General features: G+C 57.6%; 3 protein-coding genes. All 3 read right to left on the bottom strand.

What is annotated here, in order from left to right:
* Positions 1-395: DUF6531 domain-containing protein (locus tag FKG94_RS27895; protein ID WP_218943667.1), on the bottom strand; the 395-nt coding region annotated here is incomplete at its 3' end.
* 429 nt (positions 396-824) lie between these two features.
* The gene (locus FKG94_RS27890; protein WP_179957845.1) at positions 825-2,933 is read right to left on the bottom strand and encodes a glycoside hydrolase family 16 protein; all 2,109 of its coding nucleotides are present in this window, start codon (positions 2,931-2,933) and stop codon (positions 825-827) included.
* Between the two features lie 22 nt (positions 2,934-2,955).
* Positions 2,956-5,535 carry a glycoside hydrolase family 3 protein gene (locus tag FKG94_RS27885; protein ID WP_142930240.1) on the bottom strand — a complete coding sequence of 860 codons (2,580 nt, stop codon included), beginning with the start codon at positions 5,533-5,535 and terminating at the stop codon, positions 2,956-2,958.
* Between the last annotated feature and the right edge of the window lie 485 nt (positions 5,536-6,020).

The following is a 6,020-nucleotide window of genomic DNA, read 5'->3' as shown; positions in this document are numbered from 1 at the left end:
AGAAACTCGAACTTACTGCCATCGCCATAGGTAATCCAGAAGGTGTTTTCCTCAATCCCCGGGTTTTCGTCTTCCTCCGGGCGCTGCCATTCGATAAAGACGCCAGTGGAAAAGTACCAGCCGGGCTTATCGACCTGATGCTCGGGCGCATCCAGACGGCTCTCCTCGTTGGTGATGGTGCCGCGGGAGTTGTAAGTCCTGGAAAAGGTGAAATCCTCACCAAAACTGGGCAGAAAGATGTCTTGTTGCTGTATCAGCAGATTGCCGTTGGCGGCGTTAACATAGAGTTGCTTCCCGTGCCCCGGATTCTGGCTGTGACTACGATCGTTGCGATTTAACAAGGTCCACGATGAATCCAAGATTCCGGATTCGTGCCCACTGACGATGACTGCCATCACATTCCCCCTATCAATGTTTGCCCGCGTTTATCAGTCCCCGACGATCTGTGGAATCAGGATATCTATCAAAGATGATAAAGGCGCCAACCCGATGTTATGACCGATGCTGCAGAGGGTATCCGGGTATCGTGCAAAGGGTTTAGAGCTGTCGCCCGGGTATTTTGATAAGGGGCACCGGTGCTTGAGGCGGTCTATAGGGTTCTCACGAGCGCTGTGCGACTCCACTATTGCCTGCCAGAGTATTGATTCGCTGATGTATTGGGGACAGGGTGGGGTAACTATCGACCTGCTGCTGAACTGAGATAACCTTCATAGTCTGAGGTGGACGCTTTCAGCAGCAGCGGAGGGCTTTGCGGTGAGCCGCTCAGGCAGTTATACGATCAAGTAAAGATCGGGAATTTCGGCTGCCTCGAAGAGAGCCGCCGCTTAAGGCAGCAGCCATCTGATATTGTCGATCTGTAAGTGCACGTCGCCTTGTGCCCCCCAGGTCGGAAACAGCACGAACGGTGTATTGACTTTACCGAGGTCGAGCCCGCCCGCCACCAGATCGCTGACGGCGACATCCACGGTTTCCCAGTTGCCTGCACCCGGCGCGCCCAGGCTATAGTCGCCTGAGGAGCAGGGGTGAACGCAGTCCACTTTTAGAATCAGTTCCGATGCCTGGTTGTAGTCCAGCACTTTTACATCGAAGCGGAGTAAACCGGTATCGGCAAAAGCACTGAGGTCTTTGGTGTTGGTGCCGGATTGAATAAACATCAAGCCGTTGCCGGAGGGCGACGTGAAGCGGGCATCGATAACCCGGCCGCGGGCGACTTCGGTGGCATCTATCTCGCTGATCTGTACATGCCCCGGAGTTTCCTCCCACAGGCCAAGGCCCGGTGCGAACAGGGCAGAGGTGCCGTCATCGTAAAGCGTGAAGCTGTCGCTGATCACCGCGGCCGGATCGGTGGCGATGGGAGCGAGAGCGCAGTCCATCAGGCAGACAATGCGAATATTGTTCAACTGAATTTGCGCCGCGCCACTCGCTTCAATAACGAAGGGGTTGAGCACGCTGTCAAAGTCGACATTGCCTGCTTCGATGGGGTTGGCCTGCATGCGGTCAAACGGAACTGAGACTTCGCGCCAATTGCCAGGCTCCGGCAGTGCCAGGGTGTACTGACGCAAATTAGGCCAGCCGCTATCGAGCTTTACCGTTAACTGTGTGTCCGGATCGGCGCTGAGCACTTTAAGGTCGAAACGCAGTTCGCCGTATCGTGTCATATCTAATAGTTTGAGCCCCCGCTCGGCATTCGGGACCGCACTTTCCGCAACGTTGATAAAGCTGTTGCCGGGTCCGTTGAACGTAATCTGCCAGACAGTATTTCCGGCGTCGGCAAGTGCCGCATCTACCACAACCCTGCCGGCCTGGCCCGCGTCGTAGAAACCAATGTCCAGCGGTTGGCTGATATCGGTGCCGGCGTGGGGCAGGGACAGATTCTGCAAACCATTCTGGTACAAGCTAAAAGCCGTTGTTTGCGGGCGCTGGCTGCCGATAGCCGTGATATCGCTATCTACATTGGAGGCACAGCCGCTGCCGTCGTCGTTACCGGCGCTGCAGCGGTAAACCCTGACGTAGTCTATTTCCAGGGTCTGTGGGAACTGGGTGTCGGCGTCGGGCGAGCCCGGCCAGTTGCCACCGATGGCGAGATTCAACAACAGGTGAAACGCTTCGTCAAAAGGCGCACCGCGCTCGCCAAAGTTGAACCCCCCGTCTTGATCCTGCCAGAAATACGTAAACCAGCCAACGTCGGTATCGGTCGCCGGGCGTTGGGTGGCGTAGTGCACTCCATCCACATACCAGCGGATTTCATCGCGCTCCCATTCCACGGCATATTGATGAAACGCCTCCCAGACGTTGGTATCGGGTTCGAAGTCAGTGCCGCTGTAATTGTTTGCGGGCCAATAGCGTCCATAGTGTAGTGTACCATGCACGCGGTTGCCGCCGGCAGCGTTGGTATTAACGGCCTCGACAATGTCGATTTCACCGCTGAGAGGCCAGCCGCCATAGCGCCATTCAGTAGGCAGCATCCAGACGGCGGGCCAGATACCCTGGCCTTGGGGGAGTTTGGCTGCGATCTCGAGGCGGCCGTAGGTCCAGTCGCCTTTATTTTTACTGCGCAATCGCGCCGAGGTGTAATTGCGATTGGCAGAGATGTCATCGGCATCGTAGTCCGGGTCGTCATCGTGCAATGCCGGGCCGGTATAACTTTCTTCCCTTGCCACAATATGCAATGCACCGTCCTCGACAAAACTGTTGTCGGTGCGGGCGGTGTAGCACTGTAGTTCGTTGTTGCCGCCGCCGGCGCAATTGACCTCGTGGCTCCAGTTGCCGGTGTCGATCGCAGTGCCGTCGAATTCATCGCTCCACACCAGCTCCCAGCCGGACTCCGTTGGTGTGGCCGGCGGTGGGTTGTTGCCGGCGGTGCCGCTGTCGCTGTCGCTATCACAGCCGCCGAGGCCGATCATCAGAGTGCTGATCAATAACGTTTTTTTCATGGTGCTGACTCCGGTATTGTTATTATCGCAGCGCCGGTTTTCCAGCGCCGTTGTTTAGGTTATAGGGTGCAGACCGGTTAATTAACACATCATTGCTCAGAGGTGTGTCACTCGGGTTAGGGCAGGTTTGATTTCCCCGTTCGATTCGCAGGTTGTACAGGGCTATCTCAGCCCCTTGCCGACCGGACAGTTGCATGGGCGACGCTACCGCCTGCAGATCGTCACTGAGACAGGCCAATGGAATCCGCACCGACTGCCAGGTTTCCACCCCGGGATTGACGAACTCGCTCAGGTGGGTGGACCGGCAGGTGTTTTGGCAACTCAACCCCACCTGGATATCAGCGGCATTCTTTAACCGCGCTTCAAAGACCAGTGAGCCGCCGGCGAAATCGCTCAGATTGATTTGACTTGGATGATAAAAACCGGCTTGTGCCGGCCCGGTCCAGGTGATTTCCAGGGTGTCTTCTTGCATAAAACGGTCCCGGGTCTGGGCATTGATGGCGCCCACAGTCAGGCTGTTGGTGGACATTGTGCCGGGTTGTTCCCCCTTCGCTGCCAGGTCCAGACGCCAGGGAGAAAGGGTGCGGCGATGAAAAATGGTCAGGGGTCCCGGTGTTGCGGCCAGGGTTCCCGCCGTTGGTTCGGGTAGCGCTGCGGGCAGGGTGTCAGTGTCGCCGTTGGCAAGACCATAGCCATAGGCGAACAGGGGCTGAGCCAGGGGGTCATCCAGGTTCAGCGGTGCCTGGTCGGCAAATTGCGGCCAGGAAAAACTCAGGCGGCCGGTGAACGCAGCCTGTACGTCGCCATTCGGTTTCGTGAACAGGGGTTCGGCGACGGCTTTACCCTCAGTGCCGGGTAGCCAGATAACGACAAAGGCATCGCTGGCGTTCAGGTAGGGATTGATCGCCAGCGGCCGGCCGGTAACAAACAGGCTGACCACCTTGATGCCCGCGTCCCGCAGTTTTCGCAGCAGCGCCAGGTCGTCTGCATTGTGATAACCCAGATGACTGGTGTCGCCCTGCATTTCGGCATAGGGGTCTTCACCGTAAACGACGATCGCAAGGTCCGGTTTTTCGCTGTAGTCGCCGTTTTCACTCAGCGATACCCTGCCGCCGGCAGCCTCCACCTGGGCTTTGATACCGTCGTAAACGGATGTTGCGCCGGGGAAGTCGGCATTGGTATTGCCGGTGCCTTGCCAGGTAATGCTCCAGCCGCCGCTTTGTTTGCCGATATTGTGTGCCCCGTTGCCGGCCACCAGCACATGGGCCTTGGGCGACAGCGGTAGAAGTTGCCCGCGGTTTTTCAGCAGCACCAGGGATTCACGCACGGCCTGGCGGGCAAGCTCGCGATGTTCCGGGTGGCCGACAATGTCTTGGCGAGCCGCCAGCGGGTAGCTTGAGGGCGCCCCCTTTTCAAACAAACCGGCCCGCAGTTTGACCCGCAAGATACGGGCGTTGGCGTCGTCCAACCGGGCCATACTGATACGCCCCGCTTTTACATCCGCCAGCGTGTTGGTATAGAGCTCGCGCCAGTTATCGTCCGGTGCCATAAACATATCCAGCCCCGCATTAATGGCAGCAGGGCAGCGGGTGACGGTACAACCCGGCACAAACTGGTGTCCCGCCCAGTCGCCCACCACAAAGCCGTCAAAGCCGAGGCGGTTCTTCAACACGTCGGTCAACAGATAGCGATGGCCATGCAGTTTATCGCCATTCCAACTGGTGAAAGACGCCATCACGACCTGCACGCCGGCCTCGATAGCACGGAAATAACCCTGTGCGTGAATACGGATCAGTTCCTCTTCTGTGAGACGGGTATCGCCGCGGTCTTCGCCGCCGGCGGTGCCGCCGTCGCCGATAAAGTGTTTGGCAGTGGCAATCACCCGTCCTTCCCCCATAAAGGTGCCGTTGTCCCGCCGGCCCTGCAGACCCAGTACCTGCGCGCGAGCATAGCGGCCCACCAGTGCGGGTGCTTCGCTGTAGGACTCGTAGGTTCGCCCCCAGCGATCATCCCGGGCCACCGCGACCGTGGGCGCGAAACTCCAACTGATTCCGGTGGCTGCCATTTCGCGCGCCGTGGCGGCGCCGATCGCTTCGATCAGGGCGGGGTTGTCAATGGCCCCCAGTGCTATGTTGTGGGGGAAGAGTGTTGCACCGATGACATTGTTGTGGCCGTGAACGGCGTCGGTACCCCAAACGATGGGAATCTTGACATCGGCATCGACCGACATGGAGGCGTGATAAAAACCATCGGCCAGGCTCAACCAATCGTCGAGGCTGGCGTGTTTGTTGCGCTGCGGGAATGAGCCGCCACCGTTGAGCACCGACCCCAGATAATACCGGCGCACATCGTCATTGCTGACGTGGCGGATTTCCGGTTGCATGAGTTGACCGACTTTCTGCTCCAATGTCATGCCTGCCAGCAGCGCCTGAATCCGCCGTTCGATAGCGGGGTCTGCCGGTCTTGCGGCCAACTGGGGCCAACGTTCCAGGTTGCCGGCGACAGCCGCGGGTTGATCGATGCCCGAGGGAGGCGGTGCGCTGCAGCCGTGCAGGATCGTCAGCAGAAGCCCAAGGAACAGGGCAGTGCGAAGGTGTGTCATCTTATGTTGGCTCCTCGGCAGGCAGTTGGCTTTTTTTTGGCCGGGCATGTGCACCGCAATTTTTTTATAGGGCCCGGTCGTTCTGAAAAATATTTAAACTGTTGTTTTGCCGTTTATTTTCTCGACCCAGCGTCTCTGCACTTCACGCTTTCTTATTCAGTGCTCTAGCGGTGTTTACCGGCGTATTGACGAGTATATATAAATTCGCTATCTTATGTAAGCGCTTACATAGGCTGACAAATAACCCTCTCATGGTGGGGTAACTGCATCACCGCTATCGATGGCGTTGGTGAATTTTATTGCCGGCGGCTTTGCCGGGATTCTTTTTTTACCGGGCTCCGGCGTCTTGCCGTGCCAGTACTGCAAGGCAAGGTCGCGTAAACCAATCTGTGAAAACGCTATTGCAGAAGCACTCGATACACCCAAGCCCCTGCTGACGCTAAACCGGTATTGAGACCTTTTGCGTCAAAAGACCCTAAAATTAA

It is taken from the genome of Exilibacterium tricleocarpae (assembly GCF_007004655.1).
In the GTDB taxonomy this organism is placed as follows: domain Bacteria; phylum Pseudomonadota; class Gammaproteobacteria; order Pseudomonadales; family Cellvibrionaceae; genus Exilibacterium; species Exilibacterium tricleocarpae.
Note: the sequence above shows the minus strand (reverse complement) of the source record. Positions and strands in the feature narration are given on the sequence as shown.